This window comes from Streptomyces sp. NPDC007164, from assembly GCF_040634135.1.
GTDB classification, from domain to species: domain Bacteria; phylum Actinomycetota; class Actinomycetes; order Streptomycetales; family Streptomycetaceae; genus Streptomyces; species Streptomyces sanglieri.
Window position 1 is genome coordinate 314,893 of the sequence record NZ_JBEYFB010000002.1, and the last position, 20,725, is coordinate 335,617.

The window sequence follows — 20,725 nt, forward strand, 5'->3', positions numbered from 1 at the left end:
GGGAGCCGCTGGAGCTCCGCCCGTGTCCGCGCGGCGACCGTCGGCGGATGGCTTGATTTCGCCCCTTTCGGCTCCAGAAAAACCCCCTTGGCACCACGGTTGCCCGCTTGTAGCGTCACCGGCGTGATCTTGACCAGTCATCAAGGAGGAACCCCGTGAGTCGTCGAGTCACGCTGACCGCTGCCGCCTGCATAGCCGCTGGAGCCTCGCTCCTCGCCGCTCCCGCTCACGCGACCGAGCGCGACACCTCCGCCTCCGTCGCCGCCGCACAGCCGTCGCAGAACGTTTCGGTCACGGCCAGCGACAGGGTCAAGTGCACCAGCCTGAGCAACGGGCAGCTCTGCATCTCCCTGAACACGAGCCCCTCCCGTATCGAGGTCTTTTACACCAAGAGCGGTGGCTCGACGATCAAGGCGAACCTCGGGTTCCGTGTGTCCACCACGTCCTGGAGCGCGCTGAAAACCATCAGCACCGGCGAGCGGGCCAACGCCACCTGGAACATGAGCTACCCCTGTGGCAAGAAGTACGTGGGGCTGATCAAGGTCCAGGGACAGGGCACCTTCGAGACCCCCGCGGCCACCCCGCCCTGCGGCTAGGCATCATCCGCGCACGGTAGTGGGGCGAGCTGATCCGCGGCCTCCGGCGGGCCGTCGTGCCCGTCCCGGAGGTGGGCCCCACTACCGCGCCCGGCCGTCCGCCCGCCGCCCGTACCGGCCGATCCGCACCCTTTCGGGGGTCGTCCACAGGTGCGCATGCGACACTCCTCAACGATGGACATATCCGGGACGCAGCTCAGAGTCGTTCGCGCGGCGCTTTTCACGGCGCTGGTCGTGACGCTCTCCGCCGCGTCCCATGTGCTGCTCTCCCGGGTCCCGCTGCCGCTGACCGCCGTCGCCCTGCTGGCCGGCGCGGTCTTCGCGGTGGCGTACGCGCTGGCCGGCCGGGAGCGCGGCTTCGGGGCGATCGCCGGGCTGCTGGTCCCGCTGGAGCTGGCCGCCGACACCGTCTTCACCACCGGTCAGCACGTCTGTTACGGCGCCGCCGGCGGCCCGATCGCGGGGCCGCTGCGTTCGGTCGGCGTCGATGTGCTGTGCGGCGGCATGGTCGGCACCGGTGCGGCGCGGGCCGAGGCCGGGGTCGACCCGCTCGCCTCGGTGGCCGATGCCGGACACACCACGGCCGCGCTGCTGGCCTCGCCCGGCCCCGCGGTGCCGTGGCTGCTGCTCGCCGCCCATGTGTCGGTCGGCCTGCTCGCCGCGGCCTGGCTCCGGCGGGGCGAGGCCGCGCTGGCCGGCCTGCTGGAGGCGGCCGCCGTCCTGGCGTTCCGGCCGCTGCTGATCGCGGTCGCCGTGGTCGGTACGGCCCGCCGCCCGGTCCGCCGCCGTACGCGGCCCGCCGGGGACGGCCCGCATCTGCTCGTACACGCCCGTCTGCTCGTGCACTCCGTGGGACGCAGGGGACCGCCGCGCTCGGCCTTCACCATCGCCTGAGCACACACATCCCCCGACGCACCCCTCACCCCATGGAGATATGGACATGAGCAACCGCAACACCCAGGCCAACAAGGCGGCGGCCCGCGAGCGACTGCGCGCCGAGCGCGAGCGCCAGGCCAAGAAGGACAAGGTCCGTCGGCAGATCATCGTCGGCGTCTCGATCGTCGGCGTGCTGGCCGTCGTGGGTGGCGTCACCTGGGGCGTCATGCAGTTGAACAAGCCGTCCCACTGGGAGGCGGCCAAGGACGCGAAGAACGTGACCGCGCCCAAGAACACCTCGGGCGAGAACGGCACCACCGTCGTCATCGGCAAGCCGGCCGCCAAGAAGACCCTGGAGCTGTACGAGGACTCGCGCTGCCCGGTCTGCGCCACGTTCGAGCAGTCCGTCGGCGAGACGGTGCACAAGGACGTCGACGCCGGCAAGTACAAGATCAAGTACATCGGTGCCACGTTCATCGACGGCGGTGCCGGCGGCGAGGGCTCGAAGAACGCGCTGAGCGCGCTCGGCGCGGCGCTCAATGTCAGCCCGGATGCCTTCCTCGACTACAAGGCCGCGCTCTACTCCGCGAAGTTCCACCCGGAGGAGACCGTCGACAAGTTCAAGGACGACTCCTACCTGATCAAGGTCGCCGACTCGGTGGACGCGCTCAAGGGCAACGCCGCCTTCCAGAAGAACGTCAAGGACGGCACGTTCGACAACTGGGCGATGAAGATGTCGGCGGCGTTCGACGACAGCGGCGTGCGGGGCACCCCGACGCTCAAGATGGACGGCAAGAAGCTCACCGACGGCAAGAGCGAGAACGCTCCGATGACGCCGGAGGACTTCAACACCGCGATCACGGCCGCGCTGAAGGGCTGACCGGCCGGCGACATCCCGGCAGCGGCTCCCCGACGGGCAGGCGAACTTCCTTCGTTCGTCTGCCCGTTCGGCTTACCGGTCAGTAGGGTGCTGCCCCGTGACCAGTCGACGCGATTCCTCGCCGCTCTCCGTCCCCAGCCGCCGCACGGTCGTCAAGGCCGCTGCCGCCACCGCCGTCGCGGCCCCGGTGCTGGGCTCCGCCACCGCCGCCCGCGCCGCGGACGGCCCCGCCTTCCTGCACGGCGTCGCCTCCGGCGATCCCCTCCCCGACGGCATCCTGCTCTGGACCCGCGTCACTCCGACCCCCGACGCGATACCCGGTTCGGGCCGCGGCGCCGATACGGCGGTGCGCTGGGAGGTCGCCGAGGACAAGGGCTTCGCCCGGGTCGTCGCCCACGGCACGACCGTCGCGAGGGCCTCGTCCGACCACACGGTCAAGGCCGATGTGCGGGGCCTGGCCCCCGCCACCGCGTACTGGTTCCGCTTCTCGGCGGGCGAGGGCACCCAGACCGTCTCCCCGGCCGGCCGCACCCGGACGGCGCCGGCGGCCGGTGCCGCCACGCCCGGCGTGCGCTTCGGCGTGGTGTCCTGCGCCAACTGGGAGGCCGGGTACTTCTCCCCGTACCGCCACCTCGCCGCCCGCGCCGATCTGGACGCGGTGCTCCACCTCGGGGACTACATCTACGAGTACGCGTCGGGCAGTTACCCGGCCGCGAAGTACGTCGTACGGCAGCACGAGCCGGTCCACGAGATCCTCACGCTCGCCGACTACCGCACCCGGCACGCCACGTACAAGACGGACCCCGACCTCCAGACGCTGCACGCCACGCACCCGGTGATCGCGATCTGGGACGACCACGAGTTCGCCAACGACGCCTGGTCGGGCGGGGCCGAGAACCACACGCCGGGCACCGAGGGCGCCTGGGCGGACCGGGTCGCGGGCGCCAAGCAGGCGTACTTCGAGTGGATGCCGGTCCGCGCCTCCACCGAGGGCACCGTCTACCGGCGGCTGCGCTTCGGCAACCTGGCCGATCTCCACCTCCTCGACCTGCGCAGCTTCCGCTCCCAGCAGGCGGGGACCGGCAGCAGCGCGGTCGACGACCCGGAGCGCAGCATCACCGGGCGGGCGCAGCTGGACTGGCTGAAGTCGGGGCTGGCCGGCTCGGACGCCGCCTGGAAGCTGGTCGGCACGTCGGTGATGATCTCGCCGGTCGCGTTCGGCTCCGTGCCGGCCCATCTGCTGGAGCCGCTGGCCGGATTGCTGGGGCTGCCGAAGGAGGGCCTGGCCGTCAACGTCGACCAGTGGGACGGCTACACGGACGACCGCAAGGAGCTGATCACCCACCTGCGGGACCGGTCGATCACCAACACGGTCTTCCTGACCGGTGACATCCACATGGCCTGGGCCAACGACGTGCCGGTGAAGGCGGCGACGTATCCGCTCTCCGGGTCGGCCGCCACGGAGTTCGTGGTGACCTCGGTGACCTCGGACAACATCGACGACATCCTGCACGTGGCACCGCAGACGGTCTCGGTGGTCGCGGCCGCCGCGGTGAAGGCCGCCAACCGCCATGTGAAGTGGGTGGACATGGACTCGCACGGCTACGGCGTCCTGGACGTGACCGCCGAGCGCTCACAGATGGACTACTACGCCGTCTCCGACCGGACGAGGCGGGACGCGACCTCCGCCTGGACGCGTTCGTACCGGACGCTCAGCGGGACGCAGAAGGTCGAGCGAGTGGACCGCCCGGTGCACTGAGGCGCTACTTTCGGCCACTCCTCCCTATGTTGACGGCGCATTACGTCGCTACGGCGGGTGGCATGTCCCACGGCCCGAATGGGGACACACCACCCACCGAGGTAACGCCTATGGTTACGTCGCCGTCTCAAACTCTGGAACGCGAAGAAAGATTCCACCCGCTTTCCACCCTTTGGCGAATAACCGATTGGGCCTGATCATTTCTCCTCGGGACCTGACATGCGCACGTAATCTCCCGGCGGCGGGTGAGGAAATTCCTCCCCCACACATCCGCGAGGAGTCCACGTGCGCGCTCTTGTCCGTATATCACCGCGTATGCGAAACCGTGCGATCGGCACCGCCGTCCTGGCCGGAACCCTGGCCCTGGCACCGCTCTCCGCTCCCTCCGGCGCCGCCGCCTCGGCCGCCCCCAAGACCTCCGCGTCCGCCGCCCAGAAGTGCGCGGACGACGCCGGCGCCGGCGCCACGGCCCGCGAGGCCCGCCCCGCCGGCACCGCCCACACCGACGACCCCAATGAGCTGACCACGAGCCAGGCCAAGGCCATGGACGCGCAGTTGAAGCAGAGACTCGCGGACCGCCGGGTCAGCGGCCCCTCGCTCGCCGCGGGCGCGACCGTCCCGGTCTACTTCCACGTCGTGCACTCCGGGACGACCGGCAAGCTGAGCGCCTCCGCGATCAGCAGCCAGATGAACGTCCTGAACGCCGCCTACGGCGGGCAGGGTTCGGGCAACACGAACTCCGGCTTCCAGTTCACGCTGGCCGGCACGGACTACACGGACAACAGCTCCTGGTACAACGGCGTCTCCCCGGGCTCCGCCGCCGAGACGGCCATGAAGTCCTCGCTGCGCAAGGGCGGCGCGAACGCCCTCAACATCTACACCGCCGACCTCGGCGGCGGCCTGCTGGGCTGGGCCACCTTCCCCAGCTCGTACAAGTCCAACCCCTCGGACGACGGCGTGGTCATGCTCGACGCCTCGCTGCCCGGCGGTTCCGCCACCAACTACAACGAGGGCGACACCGCCACCCACGAGGTCGGCCACTGGATGGGGCTCTACCACACCTTCCAGGGCGGCTGTAACGGCAACGGCGACTACGTCGCCGACACCCCGGCCGAGAAGAGCGCCGCGTACGAATGCCCGACCGGGCGCGACACCTGCACCAACAAGACCGGGGTCGACCCGATCCACAACTTCATGGACTACACGTACGACTCGTGCATGACCCAGTTCACCGCGGGCCAGGTCCAGCGGATGAGCGACAGCTGGACCGCCTACCGCGGCTGATCCGTCCGAGGGGCCCCTCCGCGGTGCGGGGCCCCTCGGTCCGTCACAGCGTGGCGAGAAAGCCGAGCGCGACCTTCCAGGCCAGCTCGGCCGACGCCCGGTCGAAGTCGGGCAGTTCGGGATCCGTGAAGAGGTGGCCGGCGCCCGGGTAGCGGTAGACCTCGACGTCGGCGCCGGTCCGCTGCATCTGCAGGTACCAGGAGTTCAGCCAGTCGTGCGTCTCGAACGGGTCCGGGTCGGCGACGTGCAGCTGTACGGGCAGCTCGTCCACGGAGGCGTTCTCGGCGATGTCCGAGGTGCCGTGGAACATCAGCAGACCGCGGGCCTTCTCGTCGCCGAGCGCCAGGGTCTGCGCGGTGGACGCACCGAACGAGAAACCGGCGTACACCAGGCCACGGTCGGAGTAGGGCGCGGCGGCCAGCACGGCCCGCCTGAGCAGTTCGTCCTTGCCGACCTCTTCCTTGAAGGCGAGGCCCTCCTCGACGGTTTCGAACGTGTGCCCCTCAAAGAGGTCGGGCACCTGTACCTCGTGCCCGGCGGCACGAAGCCGGTCGGCCGCCGCGTGCACCGCGGGGCGCAGACCGTACGTCGAGTGGAAAAGCATGATGTTCATGAGTCCCATGGTGCCAGCTACGGTCGAGGGCATGGAGAACGACGGGATGGAGAACGTGCTGCGCCCGCTGATCGTCCTCGGCGGCTCGGTCCTGATCACGCTGCTGGTCGGCTGGCTGGTCGATCTGCTGCTCAGACGGGCCGACGGCCGGCACCCCGACACACCGTTGTGGGGGCTGCTGCGGCGCTGCCGAATACCGCTCCAGCTGACGCTGTGCGCGGCGCTGCTGCGGGGCTCGTACACCCACACCCGGCTCGAATTGATCAAGGATCACCGGGCGGGGATCGGCCAGGTCCTGTCGCTGGTGCTGATCGGGGCGTCGGCCTGGCTGGTGGTGCGGATCGCGACGGCCGTCGTCGACTCCCTCTACGCGAGGTACGCCGCGAACACCCCCGATCCGGCGCGGGTGCGGCGGGTGCGGACCCAGGTGACGCTGATCCAGCGAGTGGTCACCGCGATCGTGGCGACGGTCGCCATCGGCGCGATGCTGCTGACGTTCCCGGCGATGCGGACGTTCGGCACCTCGATGCTGGCCTCGGCCGGTGTGCTCGGGATCGTCGCGGGCGTGGCCGCCCAGTCGACGCTCGGCAATCTCTTCGCGGGGCTGCAGATCGCCTTCGGCGACATGGTGCGCATCGGTGACACGGTGGTGGTGGACGGCGAGTGGGGCACGATCGAGGAGATAACACTGACCTTCCTCGCGGTGCGGACCTGGGACGAGCGGCGGATCACGATGCCGGTCTCGTACTTCACCAGCAAGCCGTTCGAGAACTGGTCGCGCGGCGGCGCGCAGATGACCGGCTCGGTCTTCCTCCACCTGGACCACTCGGCCCCGATCGAGGCGATGCGCGAGCAGCTGCGGGACATCCTGGGCGAGTGCGCCGCCTGGGACGGCCGTGACTGGTCCCTGGCCGTCACCGACACCACCCCGTCGACGATCCTGGTCCGCGCGGTGGTCACGGCGAAGGACTCGGGCGACATCTGGACGGTGCGCTGCGCCGTACGGGAACAGCTCATCGGCTGGCTGCGCGACCACCATCCGTACGCGCTGCCGAAGATCGCGACGGCGCCCGCGGTGCCGTCGCCCGAAACGTGGCCGGTTCCGCACCGCCGGGCGCCGGAAAGGCCGTCGGACCGGGACAGCTCGCCGCGCACGGGACTCGGCTGACGTGGAGCGGCCGGCCGTAGTGCCGGTCCCGGCTCACCGCAGGCTGCGGACGTCCAGCTGTCGCAGTACCCGGTCGACGATCTCCGGGTCCGCCCCGGCCTCGTTGCGGGCCGACAGCACCGCGTGGCGGGCGGCCGACATCATCTCGCGCTGGACCCGGCTGACCGCCTTGAAGCGCTCGGCCCGCTTCGCGTACGCCTCGCGGCGCTCGTCGTCGACCATGTCGGGACTGATCCGCGCCCCCACGTCGTACGCCAGCCGCTGGAGCCGCTCGGTGACCTCGTCCGGGAACTGCTCGACCTCCTGGATCTCCTTGAGGCGCTGCTTCGCGGCCTTCGCGGCGCGGATCGCGAGCTCCTTCTCCAGCGCCTCCTCGGCGTCCGTGTCCGCCTTGACCCGGAGCTTGCGGACCAGCCACGGCAGGGTGAGCCCCTGGACGACGAGCGTGGCCATGATCACCGCGAAGGCGATGAAGACGATCTCGTCGCGGCCCGGGAACGGCTTCCCGTCGTCCGTCTTCAGCGGGATCGCCAGCGCCAGCGCGACCGAGGCCACTCCGCGCATCCCGGCCCACCACATGACGACGGTCTCCCGCCAGCTGGTGGGGATCTCCTCGCTGACGTCGCGCCGGGTGTGCAGCCGCTTGGCGAGCCAGGTGGCCGGCAGCAGATACAGCAGCCGCACACCGACGACGACCACCACCACGGCGAGTCCCCAGCCCAGCATCTGGAGTTCGCGCCCGTCCGCCGTGCCGAAGACGTTGTGCAGTTCGAGGCCGATCAGCCCGAAGGCGACCCCGGTGACGAGGGTGTCGACGATCTCCCAGAAGGTGCGGCCGGTGAGCCTGCCGAGCACGTCGTCGGCGTCGGCGGTGTGCTCGGCGAGGAAGAGCGCGGTGGTCAGGACGGCGAGGACGCCCGAGCCCATCAGCTCCTCCGCCAGCACGTAACTCACGAACGGCACCAGCAGGGTCAGGCCGACCTGGAGCGTGGCGTCGCCGAGCAGTCCCATGAGCTTGATGGTGAGCCAGCCGAGCACCAGCCCCACCGCCACGGCCACCACCGCGGAGAGGATCAGCAGTCCGAAGGCCTCCGGGAGCGAGAAGCTGCCGCTCACCGCGGCGGCGATCGCCACGTGGTACAGCACGATCGCGGTCACGTCGTTGAACAGGCCCTCGCCCTCCAGGATGGAGACGAGCCTGCGCGGCAGCCCGACCGATCCGGCGACGGCCGTCGCCGCGACCGGGTCGGGCGGAGCGACGAGCGCGCCGAGCGCCACGGCCGCGGCGATCGGCAGCCCGGGGACGATCGCGTTGGCGACCGCGGCGACCGCTGCCGTCGTGACGAAGACCAGCGCCACGGCCAGCAGAAAGATCGGTCGTTTATTGGCGGCGAACTGCCGCCAGGAGGTTCGCTGCACGGAGGCGTAGAGCAGCGGCGGCAGCAGCGCCGGAAGGATGATCTCGGGCGGGATGTTCACGTTCGGTACGAAGCTGAGGAAGGCCATGCCGACCCCGGCGAGCGTCATCAGTACGGGGGCGGGCAGCCCGAGACGCTCCCCCAGTGGCACCGTGACCACAGCTCCGAGCAACAGCAGGAGGAGCAGTGCCATTTGGTCCACGGGGTGCCCTTCGGAGCGCGGTGCGCCGATCTCCGTGATCGGCGGATCTGGAGTAAAAGCCTGCCACGCAGGGACCGCAATCCAGACAACACCCCCTGATTCCCGCCTCCTCGCCCGGCATTCCTCCGATGTATCTGCGGTCGAAACCCTTCCACTGCCTCCTCGGGGCGGGCAGTATGCGGCGTGCGTGATTCAAGGACAAGAACTCTCACCACGTACATGACTGGCAGGAGAGACCCCGTGACCGCGTTCTCCCGAAGGCATTTCGTCTCCACCGCCGCTGCCGGAACATCCGCACTCTGGCTGGCCGGCTCCCGTACCGCATGGGCGGCGGCCGGCCCCGTACCGACGGAGCGTCCGGACATCGACATCCACGAGCGGACCGTCCGCGACGCCGCCATGACCTGGCGCACGCTCCCCACCGGCTGGCAGGAGGCCCCGTTCCTCGCCAACGGCCGCCTGGGCGCACAGCTGTACGCCGGAACGACCGCGAACACGCTGAAGCTGATGATCAGTCACAGCCAGGTGCAGGACCAGCGCGGCCAGTGGCGCGGCGGCATCGGCTTCTCCCGCCTCCCCATCGGGTACTTCACCCTGACCCTCGCCGGGGAGATCACCGCCGTCGACTGGACGCTGGACCTGTACGACGCCGAACTGCGCGGCACCGTCACCACCACCCGGGGCTCACTGGCCTTCTCCGCCCTGGTCCACAACGACACCGGCGCCCTGCTGGTCTCCACCCGCCCCACCCCCGGCGAGGAGTCCGCGGCCTGGAGCTTCCAGTGGCTGCGGGCCGCCACCACCCGTACCAGCGGCAGGCCCGAGGACTACACGCCCAATCCGGACCCCCGCACCGGCGACGGCTTCGTCGAGCAGCCGCTGCTGGCCGGCGGCGGCTGGACCACGGCCTGGCGCGAGCACCGCGAGGGCACCGGCCGGCTGCTCGCCGCGCACCTCGTGTACCGCTTCCCCGGCCGGGTGTCCGAGGCGACGTCCGACGCGCTGCGGGCCGTGGACCGCACCCTGGCCACCGCCCCGGACCGGCTGGTCGACCGTCACCGCCGCTGGTGGCACGCGTACTACCGGCGCAGCTTCCTCTCCGTACCGGACAAGCGGCTGCAGAGCTTCTACCTCATCCAGCTCTACAAGCTCGCCGCGTCGACCAGGGCCGACGGCCCGACGATCTCCGAATGGGGCCCCTGGTTCCCCGAGGTCGGCAACAACTGGACCGCGGTCTGGTGGAACCTCAACGTCCAGATCGGCATGGCCCCGATCCACGGCTCCAACCACCCCGAACTCGACTCGGTGACGGGCGCGTTCCGCCGCTTCGAGCACAACCTCCCCACCTCGGTCCCGGCCGATCACCGCGACGGCGAGAGCTACGCGCTGGGCCACCCCTCCGACTGGCAGCTGCGCGCGGGCGACACCTACGACGTCGGCGCCCCCGGCTCGTCCCACATCTCCGACAACTTCGGCAATCTCACCTGGGCCCTGCACAACGTCTGGCAGTCCTACCGGCACTCCATGGACCTGTCGGTGCTGCGCGACGTGGTGTACCCGATCCTCGCCAGGGCCATCAACTTCTACGCGCACTTCCTGCACGAGGGCCCGGACGGCAGGCTGCACCTGCCCGAGACCCGCTCCCCCGAGTACGCCAACGCCGCGGACTGCACCTACGACCTCTCGCTGATCCGCTGGGGAGTGCGCACTCTGATCGCGTCGGCGCAGCTGCTGCGCAACGACGATCCGAGGCTGAGGCGCTGGCAGGACATCGAGCGGCGCCTGGCCCCGTACGCCGAGGACCCGGCGGCCGGCGTCATGATCGGCAAGGATGTCCCGCTGGCCGGCTCGCACCGGCACCACTCGCATCTGCTGTGGCTGTACCCGCTGCGCGAACGGAACTGGGACCGGGCGGGGGACCGCGAGGTGATGCGGCGCTCCATGGACCACTGGGTCTCCATGCGGCAGCTGTGGCACGGCTACAGCTACGCCACCGCCTCGTCCATGTACTCGGTGACGGACGAGCCGGAGAAGGCCCTCGACTTCCTGACCTTCTTCACCGATCTGAACGTGGTCGCGGACTGCGCGATGACGGTCAACACGATGTACCGGGAGGGCAGGAACCTCGCCCTGGAGAGCCCGCTGTCCGCCGCCCGGTCGATGCTCGACATGGTGGTGCAGAGCCACGAGGGGGTGGTGAGGGTCTTCCCGTCCGTCTCGGAGCGCTGGGCCGACGCCTCGATCGCTTCGCTGCGCGCCCAGGGCGCCTTCCTGGTGGACGCGGACCGCTCGGGCGGTGCCACGCGCTGGGTACGGGTGCGCAGCGAGGCGGGCGCACCGCTGACCCTGGACCACTCGGTCGAGGGTCGGATCGAGGTACGGGACGCGCAAGGGCGCCCGCTGCGCTGGCGGGAGACCGGACCGGGCCGGATCACGCTCGCCCTGCCGCGCGGCGCCACGGCGGTGATCACTCCGCAGGGCGCTCCCCGCCCGCGGGCGGTCCCGCGCGACGTGCCGTCGAACGGCACGTGGACCCGCTGGGGCATGCCGGAGTAGGGCTGCCCGCGCCTCAGTCCCGCAGGGCGCGGCGCATCGCCCGGTGGGGGATGCCCGCGTCGGGGAACTCGGGGCCGTACGCGACATAGCCGAGGCGCTCGTAGAAGCCCGTCGCACGGGTCTGGGCGTGCAGGTCGACGGCGTCCAGACCCAGCTCCCGGGCCGCGTCCTCGATCGCCCGGACCAGCGCGGCGCCGACCCCGAGGCCGCGTGCCCGACCGGTCACCGCGAGCCTGCCGAGCGAACCCACGGCCGGGTCTCCGCCGGTCCGGTCGGCGGCGGCCGGACCGTGCAGCAGCCGCCCGGTGCCGAGCGCCGAGCCGTCCGCCGCGACGGCGAGGACATGCAGGGCGACCGCGTCGAGCTCGTCGTACTCGATCTCCTCGGGCACCCCCTGCTCACCGACGAAGACGGCCCTGCGGACCAGGAAGCAGGCCGCGAGGTCCTGCTCGTCGACGACGGTGCGCGTGCTGTACGGGGCGGGCGCGGAGGTCATTCGCTCTCCGCCGCGATCTTGTCCAGGGCCTGCTGGAGGTCGTCCGGGTAGCCGCTGGCGAACTCCACCCAGCTGCCGTCGGACGGGTGCTCGAAGCCGAGCCGGACGGCGTGCAGCCACTGCCGGGTCAGGCCGAGGCGCTTGGCCATCGTCGGGTCGGCGCCGTAGGTGAGGTCACCGACGCAGGGGTGGCGGTGGGCGGACATGTGCACCCGGATCTGGTGCGTACGGCCCGTCTCCAGCTTGATGTCCAGGAGGCTGGCGGAGCGGTAGGCCTCGATGAGGTCGTAGTGCGTCACGGAGGGCTTGCCCTCGGCCGTGACGGCCCACTTGTAGTCGTGGTTGGGGTGGCGCCCGATGGGGGCGTCGATGGTGCCGCTCATCGGGTCCGGGTGGCCCTGCACCAGCGCGTTGTACTTCTTCTCCACGACCCGGTCGCGGAACTGCGCCTTGAGCAGGGTGTAGGCCCGCTCGGACTTGGCGACGACCATCAGGCCGGAGGTGCCGACGTCGAGGCGGTGGACGATGCCCTGGCGCTCGGCGGCGCCGGACGTCGAGATCCGGTACCCGGCGGCGGCGAGACCGCCGATGACGGTCGTGCCGGTCCAGCCGGGGCTCGGGTGGGCGGCGACGCCGACCGGCTTCACGATCACGACGATGTCGTCGTCGTCGTGCACGATCTCCATGCCCTCGACGGGCTCGGCGACGATCTGCACCGGAGCGGGCGCCTGCGGCATCTCCACTTCCAGCCAGGCCCCGCCCTGGACCCGCTCGGACTTCCCGACCACCGAGCCGTCCACCTGCACCTTCCCGGCGGCCGCCAGCTCGGCGGCCTTGGTGCGGGAGAAACCGAACATCCGGGAGATGGCGGCGTCGACACGCTCGCCCTCCAGACCGTCGGGTACGGGCAGGGTGCGGACCTCGGGATACGTACTCACCTGTCGAGTATGCCTTGCCGGCACTAGTCCTTGTGCACGGTGCCGTCGGGGTCCAGGCCCTTGAAGGAAAGGATCACGATGAGGATGCCGCCGCAGACGATCGCGGAGTCCGCGAGGTTGAAAACGGCGAAGTGAGCGGGGGCGATGAAGTCCACCACCGCGCCCTGGAAGGTACCGGGGGCGCGGAAGATGCGGTCGGTGAGGTTGCCCAGCGCACCGCCGAGCAGCAGGCCGAGCGCGATGGCCCACGGCAGGCTGTAGAGCTTGCGCGCGAGCCGGGCGATCACCACGATGACGGTCGTCGCGATGCACGTGAAGATGATGGTGAACGCCTCGCCGATACCGAACGCGGCGCCTGCGTTACGGATCGCGCTGAGCTGGAGCCAGTCGCCGATGAGCTCGATCGGCTCGTGGTGCTCCAGCTTCGCGACCACGAGCATCTTGCTGCTCAGGTCGAGGAGATAGGCGAGCACGGCCACGGCGAAGAGCACCATGATCCGGCGCTTGCCCCTGCTCGGGGCGGTCTCCTCGACCTGGCCCTCGGCCCGGTCCGCGGCCTCGTCCCCTTCGGTCCCCTCAGCATCGGGGATGTCCGGCGTACCGATGATGCGCTCCGCCTCTGCCACGTGAATCCCTCAACCTAGGTTCCTGACTGAGGACGAGGGTACGACACACCGCCGGGGATCAACCGCGTCGCTCCTGCTTCTGTTTGTCCTCGACACAGAGCGTGGCACGCGGGAACGCCTGCATCCGGGCCTTGCCGATCGGATTGCCGCAGATCTCGCACAGTCCGTACGTCCCGGCTTCGAGCCGGGCCAGCGCCCGCTCGGTCTGCTCCAGCATCTCCTGGGCGTTGGCGGCGAGCGACATCTCGTGCTCGCGGGTGATGTTCTTGGTGCCGGTGTCCGCCTCGTCGTCACCCGCGCCGTCGCCGGAGTCGCGCATCAGCCCGGCGAGCGCGGCGCTCGCGGCCTCCAGCTCACTGCGCAGCCGCATGGTCTCGCTGCTCAGCTCGGCCCGTGCCTCGGCGACCTCTTCCGAGGTCCAGGGGTCCTCGCCCGGCCGGACCGCCAGCTCGCCGGGGGCTGTCGCGGCGGCCCCGCGGGCCGGGGGCACAGGCGCCGCGCCCGTGCCGGCCGTGCGGGTCCGGGCCGCGCTCTTCTTGGCTACCACCGTGTGGGCTCCCGTCTTCCCGGCGGCCTCGGCCGCCCCCTCGGCCGCGTCGGCGGCCTTCTTCGAAGCCTTCCTGGCTGCGCTCTTCTTCGCAGGTGCCTTCTTGAGCGGCGCCTCGTGCCCGGCATCCGCCTGCTCGACGGCCGCCACCTTCCTGGCCGCCGTCCTCTTCGCGGCGGTCTTCTTCGCAGCGGTCTTCGTCGCACCGGCCTCCGGGATGGTCTCCATGCCCGCGTCACCCGTCTCCCCGGCCGCCGCGCCCGTGGATCCGGCCGACGCCGTCTTCTTTGCGGCGGTCTTCTTCGCCACCATGGCCGCGGCCCCTTCACATATTGTGATCTTGCACGCGAATCGTGCTGGGACGATAAATCGACCCCAGCCCCGCGGCAACGGGGCACGCCGCCGAATCGCTCCTCCCCGCGTCCGGATCCCGACCTGCCTGCATCCGTTGTGCCCAGCTCACGGCCGGGTAATCCGCCTCCGCACGCCCCGCCCGGACTCCGTGCACCCGCGTCTGGCCATTCGGGTCATGCCCCGTCCGCCGCGTTAAACCGGTCGGCCGTCCCCCGTACGGGCCCGTACACTGGCCTCAGCGAGAGGCGTGGATGGGACGAGTAGCGTCGTACGCAGCCAGGAGCGACCCGGGGACGGTGGAAGCCCGGGGGCGAGCGCGTCGTGAAGATCACCCGGAGCCGTCGGAAGAACGCTTTGGACAGTGGGCTCCGCCCACGGGCGCCAGGCAAGTAGAACCGGCATCGCGCCCCAATGAGGGGGCCACGGGCGCACACCCGGGGTCAAGGAGGGTGGTACCGCGGGAGCCGATGAGGCCCTCGTCCCTCCGACGGAAGTGGAAAACGTCCGCCGGAGGAAGTCCGCCCATGACATCGCCGCAGTACCACCAGGTACCCGCCCAGGTCGACCTGCCCGCGCTGGAGCACGCCGTGCTCGATTTCTGGCGCGACAGCAAGGTCTTCGCCAAGAGCCTCGAACAGTCCGAGGGACGCCCCGAGTGGGTCTTCTACGAGGGCCCGCCCACCGCCAACGGCATGCCCGGTGCCCACCACATCGAGGCCCGCGTCTTCAAGGACGTCTTCCCCCGCTTCCGGACCATGCAGGGCTACCACGTCGGCCGCAAGGCCGGCTGGGACTGCCACGGACTGCCGGTCGAGCTCGCGGTCGAGAAGGAGCTGGGCTTCAACGGCAAGAAGGACATCGAGGCGTACGGCATCGCCGAGTTCAACGCCAAGTGCCGTGAGTCCGTGACCCGCCACACCGACGCGTTCACCGACCTCACGACCCGCATGGGCTACTGGGTCGACCTCGACGACGCGTACCGCACGATGGACCCCGAGTACGTCGAGTCGGTCTGGTGGTCGCTGAAGGAGATCTTCGGCAAGGGCCTGCTGGTCCAGGACCACCGTGTCGCCCCCTGGTGCCCCCGCTGCGGCACCGGCCTCTCCGACCACGAGCTGGCGCAGGGGTACGAGACGGTCGTCGACCCGTCGGTCTTCGTCCGCTTCCCCCTCACCTCCGGCCCGCTGGCCGGCGAAGCCGCGCTCCTCGTCTGGACGACCACCCCCTGGACCCTGGTCTCCAACACCGCCGTCGCCGCGCACCCCGACGTCACCTACGTCGTCGCGACCAATGGCGAGGAGAAGCTCGTAGTCGCGCAGCCGCTGGTCGAGAAGGCCCTGGGCGAGGGCTGGGAGACCACCGGCGAGAGCTTCACCGGCCGTGAGATGGAGCGCTGGACCTACGACCGCCCCTTCGCTCTCGTCGACTTCCCGGCCGAGGCGCACTACGTGGTCAACGCCGAGTACGTGACGACCGAGGACGGTACGGGTCTGGTCCACCAGTCCCCCGCCTTCGGCGCCGACGACCTCGTCGTCTGCCGCTCCTACGGTCTCCCGGTCGTGAACCCGGTCCGCCCCGACGGCACCTTCGAGGAGGGTCTGCCGCTGGTCGGCGGGGTCTTCTTCAAGAAGGCCGACGAGGCGCTCACCGAGGATCTGGCCGCCCGCGGCAAGCTCTTCCGGCACGTCCCGTACGAGCACAGCTACCCGCACTGCTGGCGCTGCCACACCGCGCTGCTCTACTACGCGCAGCCGTCCTGGTACATCCGCACGACCGCCATCAAGGACCGGCTGCTCCAGGAGAACGAGAAGACCAACTGGTTCCCGGACTCCGTCAAGAACGGCCGCTTCGGCGACTGGCTGAACAACAACGTCGACTGGGCGCTGTCCCGCAACCGCTACTGGGGCACCCCGCTGCCGATCTGGCGCTGCGAGGACGGCCACCTCACCTGCGTGGGCTCCCGCACCGAGCTCGGCGAGCTGGCCGGCACCGACCTCTCGGGCCTCGACCCGCACCGCCCGTTCATCGACGAGATCACGTTCACCTGCACACACGAGAACTGCCAACTGGAGGCGTACCGCGTCCCGGAGGTCATCGACGCCTGGTACGACTCGGGCTCGATGCCGTTCGCGCAGTGGGGCTACCCGTACAAGAACAAGGAGCTCTTCGAGAGCCGTTACCCGGCGCAGTTCATCTCGGAGGCCATCGACCAGACCCGCGGCTGGTTCTACACGCTGATGGCGGTCGGCACCCTGGTCTTCGACAAGTCGTCCTACGAGAACGTGGTCTGCCTGGGCCACATCCTCGCCGAGGACGGCCGGAAGATGTCCAAGCACCTGGGCAACACCCTCGAACCGATCCCTCTCATGGACCGGCACGGCGCCGACGCGGTCCGCTGGTTCATGGCCGCCGGCGGCTCCCCGTGGGCGGCGCGGCGCGTCGGTCACGGCACCATCCAGGAGGTCGTCCGCAAGACGCTCCTCACGTACTGGAACACGGTCGCCTTCCAGGCCCTGTACGCCCGTACGTCGAACTGGGCGCCGTCCGCGGCCGACCCGGCCCCGGCGGACCGCACGGTCCTGGACCGCTGGCTGCTGAGCGAGCTGAACGCGCTGGTGGACCAGGTCACGCAGGCCCTGGAGGGTTACGACACCCAGCGCGCCGGCAAGCTGCTGTCCGCCTTCGTCGACGACCTGTCCAACTGGTACGTGCGCCGCTCGCGCCGCCGCTTCTGGCAGGGCGACAAGGCGGCGCTGCGCACTCTGCACGAGGTCGTGGAGACGGTGACCCGGCTGATGGCCCCGCTCACCCCGTTCATCACCGAGCGGGTCTGGCAGGACCTGGTGGTCCCGGTCACTCCGGACTCCCCCGAGTCGGTCCACCTCTCCACCTGGCCGAAGGCGGACCTGTCGGCGATCGACCCCGCCCTCTCCACGCAGATGGCCCTGGTCCGCCGCCTGGTCGAGCTGGGCCGGGCCACCCGCGCCGAGTCGGGCGTCAAGACCCGCCAGCCGCTGTCCCGCGCCCTGGTCGCGGCGACCGGCTTCGGCTCCCTCTCCCCCGAACTGCACGCCCAGATCACGGAGGAGCTGAACGTCTCCTCGTTGGCCTCCCTCTCGGAGGTCGGCGGTTCGCTGGTCGACACGACGGCGAAGGCGAACTTCCGGGCGCTCGGCAAGCGGTTCGGCAAGGGCGTCCAGGCGGTGGCCAAGGCGGTCGCGAACGCCGATGCGGCGGCCCTCTCGCTGGCCCTGCGCGAGGGCACGGCGTCGGTCGAGGTGGACGGCGAGACGGTCGCCCTCTCGCCGGACGAGGTGATCATCACCGAGACCCCGCGCGAGGGCTGGTCGGTGGCGTCCGACTCGGGCGCGACGGTCGCCCTGGACCTGGAGATCACCCCGGAACTGCGGCGCGCGGGCCTCGCCCGTGACGCGATCCGCCTCATCCAGGAGGCCCGCAAGAACAGCGGCCTGGACGTAGCCGACCGCATCGCCGTCCGCTGGACGTCGGCCTCCCCCGCCACGGTGGAGGCCCTGACCGAGCACGCCACCCTGATCGCGGACGAGGTCCTGGCCCTGGACTACGCCCAGGGCGAGGCGGACCCGGCATACGGCGAGCCGTTCGAGGACGAGGGCCTGTCCCTGGCGTTCCGCCTCCGCAAGACGGAGCAGTAACCCGCAAAAAACAGGAGGGCCCGGCCGGACACCAAACACCAGTCCGACCGGGCCCTCCTGCTGTTCCCTCAGTCTCCCGACGCCCTTTCCACCCGACCCCGACATCGCGTCCACGCCACCCCGTCGCCCCTTCCAACTGACCCGGCATCGCTTCCACGCCACCCCCGCCGACCCTCCCAACCCGACCCGGCATCACTTCCACCCCACCTCCTCCGTCCCTCCCAACCCGCTCCCGCCGCCCCTTCCACCCCACCCCCGCCGCCCCTCCCGGCATCGCTTCCAACCCACCCCCGCGCCCCTCCCAGCCCCTCCGGCGATTGAGGAGCGGGGTCTGGGGCAGAGCCCCAGTTTCGGGAAGGGGCGGGTAGGGGAACAGCCCCGCGCAGCGGCCCAGCACCTCCACCCCACAGCACTCGCCCCGCCCCGCCCCCCGCAGAAGCGACCCGCGCACGGCAAAAGGGCCGGGCCCCGGGGAAATCCCCGGGGCCCGGCCCTCAGCCTGCCGACGGCTACGCGCTCACCGCGCGCACCCGGCTCAGTTGTCGTCCTCGTCGATCAGGAACCCGCGCATCGGCGAGGGAGCCTGCTGCATCGGCTGCGGCGCCTGCGGCCGCACCGGTGCCATCGGCTGGGTCATCGCCGGCGACATCTGCTGCTGGCCGCCGTACGAGGGCCCACCGCCCATGGACGGGTTGCCGCCCATCGGCTGGTTGCCGTGGTTGCCGCCCATGGTGTGGCCCATGGCGCCCGCACCGGCCGGAGCCAGCGAGGGCGACGGCGGCAGCGAAGCGGTCGCCGGGGTCCGCGGCGGGGCCAGCGAGTCGTCCGCCTGGGTCTCCAGCTGACGCAGCTGGCTCTCCAGGTAGGACTTCAGGCGGGTCCGGTACTCACGCTCGAAGCCGCGCAGATCCTCGACCTTGCGCTCCAGCGTCGCGCGGGCCGACTCCAGCGAGCCCATCGCCACGCGGTGCTTCTCCTGCGCGTCCCGCTCCAGGGCATCCGCCTTGGCACGCGCGTCGCGCTCCAGGCCCTCGGCGCGGCTGCGCGCCTCGCCGACGATCTTGTTGGCCTCGGAACGGGCCTCCGCGATCGCCTGGTCGGCGGTCTGCTGCGCGAGCGAGAGGACACGGGCGGCGCTGTCGCCACCGGGGCCCTGACCGGGCTGCTGCATCTGCGGCTGCTGCATCTGCTGCATCTGCTGCTGCGGGGCGTGACCACCCATGGGGCCACCCATCGGGCCACCCATGGGACCGCCCTGCATCGGGCCGGGGCCGTGCTGGCCCTGCGGACCGGGGCCGTGCTGGCCCTGGGGACCAGGACCGTGACCACTGGGACCGGCAGGCAGCTGCGGAGCACCACCGGGCAGCTGGGGGGGACCCATCTGCGGGGGCTGCTGCTGGACCGGCGGACCCGATATGGCGGCGGGCACCGGCGCCCCGGGCCGGTCCTGCGGCTCCGGCTTGCGCATGCCCTGCTGCTGGTTCTGCGCGGCGGCACGCGTGGCAGCGGCCAGCTTCGCGCGCAGGTCCTCGTTCTCACGGAGCAGGCGGGTCAGCTCGGACTCGACCTCGTCGAGGAAGGCATCGACCTCGTCCTCGTCATAGCCTTCTCGGAGGCGGACGGTCGTGAACTGCTTGTTCCGCACTTCCTCAGGAGTCAGCGGCATCTCTTCTTCACCTCTACGTAGTCGTCGGCAGTCGGCAAGACCGTATCGCTCACAGCCTGATCACGATGGCGATCAGGATGTAGACGATGATCATCAGAACGAAGAAGGACAGGTCGAGTGCCACGCCCCCGAGACGCAGCGGCGGGATGAACCGCCGCAGAAGCTTGAGCGGTGGATCGGTGACAGTGTAGGTGGCCTCAAGTATGACCACCATCGGCTTGCCGGGCTGCCATGAACGCGCGAACTGGAAGACGTAGTCCATGACCAGCCGGAAGATCAGCACGATGAGGAAACACATCAGCGCGATATAGACAACCTGCAGTGCGACGCCCATTTCGCGCTTCCCTCTCCCCTGGCTCTCGTAGCTCCGGCCTCGCGGCCGGGTTGTTCCCGGTGTCGTGTTCTCAGCTCTGGTTGAAGAATCCGCCCTCAGCGATACGGGCCTTGTCCTCCGCCGTGACATCGACGTTAGCAGGCGACAACAGGAACACCTTCTGCGTCACGCGCTCAATGCTGCCATGGAGACCGAAGACGAGTCCTGCAGCAAAGTCGACAAGTCGCTTTGCATCCGTATCGTCCATCTCCGTGAGATTCATGATCACCGGAGTGCCCTCACGGAAGTGTTCCCCGATGGTACGGGCCTCGTTGTAGGTCCTGGGGTGCAGCGTGGTGATGCGGTAGGGCTCCCGCTCGGACACGACCTTGGGCATGATCACCGGTGCGTTCTTCTCCATGTTCGGGCGTTCAGGTGTGATGGATGCCACGGGGGCGATTCGGGCGGGTCGCTCTCTCTCCACCGGGATCTGAACCGGCTCCCGCTGCGCGGGAGGCTGCACCGCTCGTACCGGTTCGTCCCGTTCCCGGTCCCGTTCCCGCTCCACCTGATGCGCGGGCTGGTGCCGCCGCCGGTCGCGCTCCGGCTCCGGCTCGGGTTCGAATTCGTCGTCGGGGTCGAACCCCGGACCGTCGTACCCATCGTCCTCCACGAGGCCGAGGTAGACCGCCATCTTGCGCATCGCGCCGGCCATGCTCTGAGTCCTCCGCTCTGTGGTGGATCGGCATCTGTCACCAA

17 protein-coding genes are annotated in these 20,725 nt (G+C 70.4%); 8 read left to right on the forward strand and 9 right to left on the reverse strand.

Going from position 1 to position 20,725, the window contains the following annotated elements; genetic code table 11:
- Positions 1-155 precede the first annotated feature (155 nt).
- The 5 genes from ABZ622_RS05925 (at position 156) to ABZ622_RS05945 (ending at position 5,395) form a co-directional block, all read left to right on the forward strand.
- Positions 156-596, forward strand: coding sequence for a hypothetical protein (locus ABZ622_RS05925; protein ID WP_360540780.1), 441 nt, complete (start codon positions 156-158; stop codon positions 594-596).
- 174 nt (positions 597-770) lie between these two features.
- The gene (locus ABZ622_RS05930; RefSeq protein ID WP_360540782.1) at positions 771-1,490 is read left to right on the forward strand and encodes a hypothetical protein; all 720 of its coding nucleotides are present in this window, start codon (positions 771-773) and stop codon (positions 1,488-1,490) included.
- Between the two features lie 46 nt (positions 1,491-1,536).
- Positions 1,537-2,352 carry a DsbA family protein gene (locus ABZ622_RS05935; RefSeq protein ID WP_360540784.1) on the forward strand — a complete coding sequence of 272 codons (816 nt, stop codon included), beginning with the start codon at positions 1,537-1,539 and terminating at the stop codon, positions 2,350-2,352.
- Positions 2,353-2,449: 97 nt separating this feature from the next.
- Positions 2,450-4,111 carry an alkaline phosphatase D family protein gene (locus tag ABZ622_RS05940; RefSeq protein ID WP_360540786.1) on the forward strand — a complete coding sequence of 554 codons (1,662 nt, stop codon included), beginning with the start codon at positions 2,450-2,452 and terminating at the stop codon, positions 4,109-4,111.
- 315 nt (positions 4,112-4,426) lie between these two features.
- Positions 4,427-5,395, forward strand: coding sequence for a zinc metalloprotease (locus ABZ622_RS05945; protein ID WP_360540788.1), 969 nt, complete (start codon positions 4,427-4,429; stop codon positions 5,393-5,395).
- Between the two features lie 43 nt (positions 5,396-5,438).
- Here the strand turns inward: ABZ622_RS05945 and ABZ622_RS05950 are convergent, their stop codons facing one another.
- Entirely contained in the window at positions 5,439-6,017 is a 579-nt protein-coding gene (locus ABZ622_RS05950; RefSeq protein WP_360540790.1) for a dienelactone hydrolase family protein, read from the reverse strand.
- Positions 6,018-6,054: 37 nt separating this feature from the next.
- Here ABZ622_RS05950 and ABZ622_RS05955 point away from each other — a divergent pair, with 37 nt between their 5' ends.
- Entirely contained in the window at positions 6,055-7,176 is a 1,122-nt protein-coding gene (locus tag ABZ622_RS05955) for a mechanosensitive ion channel domain-containing protein (protein ID WP_360541030.1), read from the forward strand.
- Between the two features lie 33 nt (positions 7,177-7,209).
- Here ABZ622_RS05955 and ABZ622_RS05960 read toward each other — a convergent pair whose 3' ends face one another.
- Positions 7,210-8,796, reverse strand: coding sequence for a Na+/H+ antiporter (locus tag ABZ622_RS05960; RefSeq protein WP_360540792.1), 1,587 nt, complete (start codon positions 8,794-8,796; stop codon positions 7,210-7,212).
- A gap of 240 nt (positions 8,797-9,036) precedes the next feature.
- On the opposite strand from ABZ622_RS05960, the gene ABZ622_RS05965 reads away from it, so the two are divergent.
- Positions 9,037-11,352 (forward strand): glycoside hydrolase family 95-like protein, encoded by a 2,316-nt coding sequence (locus tag ABZ622_RS05965; RefSeq protein WP_360540794.1) that lies wholly within the window; start codon positions 9,037-9,039, stop codon positions 11,350-11,352.
- Between the two features lie 13 nt (positions 11,353-11,365).
- On the opposite strand, the gene ABZ622_RS05970 is transcribed toward ABZ622_RS05965, so the two are convergent.
- Genes ABZ622_RS05970 through ABZ622_RS05985 form a run of 4 tightly spaced genes read right to left on the reverse strand, consistent with a single transcriptional unit; the run spans position 11,366 to position 14,271 of the window.
- Positions 11,366-11,848: a GNAT family N-acetyltransferase gene (locus ABZ622_RS05970; protein WP_360540796.1), complete on the reverse strand. Its 483-nt coding sequence runs from the start codon at positions 11,846-11,848 to the stop codon at positions 11,366-11,368.
- On the reverse strand, positions 11,845-12,786 hold the full coding sequence (locus tag ABZ622_RS05975) for an RluA family pseudouridine synthase (RefSeq protein ID WP_266691374.1): 942 nt from the start codon (positions 12,784-12,786) through the stop codon (positions 11,845-11,847). The genes ABZ622_RS05970 and ABZ622_RS05975 overlap by 4 nt, the downstream gene beginning before the upstream one ends.
- Before the next feature lie 23 nt (positions 12,787-12,809).
- Positions 12,810-13,412: a signal peptidase II gene (lspA, locus tag ABZ622_RS05980; protein WP_360540799.1), complete on the reverse strand. Its 603-nt coding sequence runs from the start codon at positions 13,410-13,412 to the stop codon at positions 12,810-12,812.
- Between the two features lie 58 nt (positions 13,413-13,470).
- Positions 13,471-14,271: a TraR/DksA C4-type zinc finger protein gene (locus ABZ622_RS05985; RefSeq protein ID WP_360540801.1), complete on the reverse strand. Its 801-nt coding sequence runs from the start codon at positions 14,269-14,271 to the stop codon at positions 13,471-13,473.
- Positions 14,272-14,837: 566 nt separating this feature from the next.
- Between ABZ622_RS05985 and ileS the strand changes: the two genes are divergently transcribed.
- Positions 14,838-17,987, forward strand: a complete 3,150-nt coding sequence (ileS, locus tag ABZ622_RS05990) for an isoleucine--tRNA ligase (protein ID WP_360540803.1) — start codon at positions 14,838-14,840, stop codon at positions 17,985-17,987.
- 535 nt (positions 17,988-18,522) lie between these two features.
- Here the strand turns inward: ileS and ABZ622_RS05995 are convergent.
- The 3 genes from ABZ622_RS05995 to sepF form a co-directional block, all read right to left on the reverse strand.
- Positions 18,523-19,653, reverse strand: coding sequence for a DivIVA domain-containing protein (locus ABZ622_RS05995; protein WP_360540805.1), 1,131 nt, complete (start codon positions 19,651-19,653; stop codon positions 18,523-18,525).
- Between the two features lie 49 nt (positions 19,654-19,702).
- Complete coding sequence (locus tag ABZ622_RS06000; RefSeq protein ID WP_360540807.1) at positions 19,703-19,987, reverse strand: YggT family protein; 285 nt, start codon at positions 19,985-19,987, stop codon at positions 19,703-19,705.
- A gap of 70 nt (positions 19,988-20,057) precedes the next feature.
- Positions 20,058-20,681: a cell division protein SepF gene (gene sepF, locus ABZ622_RS06005; protein WP_124718181.1), complete on the reverse strand. Its 624-nt coding sequence runs from the start codon at positions 20,679-20,681 to the stop codon at positions 20,058-20,060.
- Positions 20,682-20,725: the final 44 nt, after the last annotated feature.